The 3,770-nt window shown below is 45.7% G+C and carries 2 protein-coding genes and 1 pseudogene; all 3 read right to left on the reverse strand.

Annotated features, from left to right (window positions below; translation table 11 throughout):
* Positions 1-1,331, reverse strand: a pseudogene (locus tag RMO35_RS08115) (excinuclease ABC subunit A); the annotation flags it as partial.
* Between the two features lie 411 nt (positions 1,332-1,742).
* Entirely contained in the window at positions 1,743-2,489 is a 747-nt protein-coding gene (locus RMO35_RS08120; protein WP_309740117.1) for a hypothetical protein, read from the reverse strand.
* 71 nt (positions 2,490-2,560) lie between these two features.
* A partial coding sequence (locus RMO35_RS08125) for an ABC transporter ATP-binding protein (protein WP_309740118.1) occupies positions 2,561-3,770 on the reverse strand: 1,210 nt, incomplete at its 5' end.

Raw genomic sequence — 3,770 nt, forward strand, 5'->3', positions numbered from 1 at the left:
TCCAAGCATTCATCGATCGATGCACTGGTAAAATCCAGAATGCCATACTGCCCCAATTTTACCGATTGGGCTTCGGCTTTTAAACGATTGCCACCGCAGGCTTCACAAGGGCGATTGGTAAGGTATTGTTCGAGCTTTTGCTTTTGCAATTCTGAGGCATCATTGTATTGACGATCGAGAATTTTAAGTACACCTTTAAAGCGACGATGTTCGTCGATATCTTCCATCCAAATCGGCTCGGTGCGTCCTTCCAAAACCAGGTTTTTCTGTTCGGGAGTGAGTTTATTCCACGGGGTATCGAGGGCAAATCCGGCGGCTTGACCCAGGCTATATAATAGGGATAAATAATAGGAATTATCTTTATCCGACCACGGTGCGATCGCGTGGTAGACAGCCGCAGATGGATCGGGAATAATTAATTCGGGGTCGAATGTGCGGGAGCTACCGATACCGTGACAAGCTGGACAAGCACCGTAAGGTGAATTAAAAGAGAACAATCGCGGCGATAATTCTTCCATTACTGCGCCATGTTCGGGACAGGCAAATTTCTCTGAAAAGACTAGTTCTTGTGGTAAGTTTTCCTTGTTTTCCTCAGATTCATCCGCTATAATGGAAATGGTGGCTATACCTTCTCCATATCGTAAACAGGTGGTCAAAGAGTCGGATAAGCGCGATTCGATCCCTTCTTTATTAACCAACCGATCGACCACAATTTCGACCGTATGATGTTGATTTTTATCTAAGACAATCCGATCGGCTAATTCGCGAATTTCACCATTTATCCGCACTCTTACGAAGCCTTCAGATGCGAGACTAGATAACACCTTTTGATGCGTCCCTTTCTTACCACGCACAATGGGAGCTAGGATCTGAAACTTAGTCCGTTCGGGGAGAGCGCGAATTCTGTCGCTCATTTCATCGATTGTTTGGGGCGCGATCGATCGATCGCACTGGGGACAGTGGGGCGTACCCGCGCGACCGTATAATAACCGAAAATAATCATAAATCTCCGTTACCGTCCCAACGGTCGATCGGGGATTATTAGAAGTAGACTTTTGATCGATCGAGATGGCTGGACTCAAACCTTCGATCGCATCCACATCTGGCTTATCCAATTGTCCCAGAAATTGCCGCGCGTAGGCACTCAGGGACTCCACATACCGCCGCTGACCCTCAGCAAAAATCGTATCGAAGGCGAGGGAGGATTTGCCCGAGCCAGACACCCCTGTGAATACTATCAATCGATCGCGCGGTAGCTCTAAACTAATATTCTTGAGATTATGCTGTTTTGCACCACGGATGCGAATGGTGTCTCGGTCGGTTGAAGCCATAGGGATCGAGCGGGGAATTCACGATAGAGCAAACTTATGTTTTAACACAATTGTTCGCTGTCTTGACGTCTTCCCCGATAAATTATTCGCACAAATTCGATCGTCAGCTCTCGACCCGATCGGTGGGAATATAATTAGACTTGGAGGATAATCTCGTCCGGCGTTGTGCGAGTAGGTGAGCATCAGCCATTGAGATTACCTCCGGTAGGCTACGCCAACGCTTCATCTAGCATTAAATTGGTGATATCTAGCATCCGACAAGCTGCTCTCAAATTAGCAATATCTCTGGCTCTAGTTTCCGGATCGGGCATTTTAAACTCTTTATTCATGACTAATTCCAGTTACGTTGAATATCTTGTAAACTAGCGATACTTACATCTAGAGATGCTTGAGTTTGTTCGAGCGAACGAGCTAAGGTGAATTACAATAGGCACTAGCATTACCAGCGACTTGAGATGGTGAACCATAGGGTAAATTGGACACCATACATTTTGTTGATTGACCTCTTTGATTAAGACCATTTCTCATTTGGTTATTCAAATTGCCGATCGCTTGAGCGCCTACCGCACTGCTACGATTTTGGTAAGCTTGAACAACTTGATTGCTCATTTCAACCAACTGTGCGCCCTTTTCGTTGAGCATGGTAAATTTAGTCAACAATACATTTAATTTAGCGTCGTCACGAGCTTGGATGGCACTCCGAGTCTGCTTGGAAAGTTGATTGTAGCCCCGATAAACCTGAGCTAGTTCCCCCCTGATTCGGTATGTGGTGTCTAATGTGGTTTGGGCTGATGCTGGATCGCCAGCATAGTAAGGCAAGCTTTGTAATCCCAACTCACTATTTCGCTGAAGATGAACGGCTGCTTGCCCAGATGTTTGGATGAGAACGTTGGTAAGTTTAAATGCTCGATCGCGATTGGGTGCGTTCCGGAATTGCTCGAATGCCGCAGCATATTTAGTAGTTGCCTGATTTGCTAGCTGTTCTTCTTGGTTGGCTGCATCTACTAATGGGCGATATCTAGCGACTTGGGCGAGTAGACTCGAATTGAGACGTGTCTTTTCTGTTCGGTTCAGGCTGTGGCACAGTCCCGGAATCGGCACTAATACGCCTGCTAACATCGTCACGATCCCGAGTTGGATTCCAGATAATTTCATCATTAATGACCTAATGAAACTTGTACGACTAGTGTAGCATTTCTGTTCGGTATTGCCGTACAGTTGACTACAAACTAAGTCCCTAGCATTTGTAATTGATATAAACCTGCATACAAGCCACCCTGCTCCAGTAATTCCTCATGGGTACCCGACTCGACCAAACTACCTTGTTTGAGGACAAAAATGCGATCGACATTCCGAATTGTCGATAAACGGTGGGCGATAATAATTGCTGTCCGATCGACAATTATTCGATCCAAAGCATCTTGAATTAAGACTTCCGTTCCGACATCTAGACTGGCGGTGGCTTCATCTAAAACGAGAATTCTCGGATTACGAATTACCGATCGCGCAAAAGCAATTAGTTGTTTTTGTCCAGCCGATAAATTCGCGCCGCGTTCGCGTAATTGGGTATCATAACCTTGGGGGAGTTGAGTGATGAAGCGATCGATATTTGTCGATCGAGCTGCGTGGAGGATTTCCGCTTCGGTATAACTTTCACCTAAAGTAATATTCTCCCGCACGTTGCCAGCAAACAGAAAACCATCTTGTAAAATCACGCCCAAATAGCGGCGGAGTTCGGCTTGAGTAATATTTTTGATGTCTACCCCATCCACCAAAATTCGCCCCTTTGTAGGCTCGTACAGACGGCAGAGCAAGCGAATAATCGAGCTTTTACCCGCACCAGTCGGCCCGACTAAAGCGATCTTTTCACCTGGCTTAATCGTAAAGTCCAAATCGCGAATTACATAGTCATCATCTTTATAAGCAAACCAGACATGCTCGAACCGAATTTCACCTTGGGAAGCACTATCGACATGCGTCAGATGTTCGCTTTGCGCTGGATCGATATCTTGAATTTCGATCGGCTCGTTGAGGATATCATTAATCCGTTCTACTGAGGTAAACCCCGATTGAATAGCGGTGAATTTCTCGGCAAATTGCCGCAAGGGTTCAAACAATCTTTGCGCGTACAAAATAAACGCAGACAAAGTTCCAAAATCCAGAGTTTTATTCAATACCATTAAACCGCCCAACCAGAGTACCGCCGCGATCGCCACGAGTGAAATCCACTCTAAAGTCGCCGAAACTGCCGAGTCATGAAAGTTAGTTTTATCGATTTCGCGAATATACCGATCGCGTACCGTCCGAAATAGTTCGGCATTATATTTTTCGCGCCGAAATAGTTGGACGACATTAATGCCGACGACATTTTCTTGCACCATCGAATTGAGTAATGACAACTCTTCCCGACCGCGATAATTTGCTTTACGATATTCTTGT

The organism is Chamaesiphon sp. OTE_20_metabat_361 (assembly GCF_031364565.1).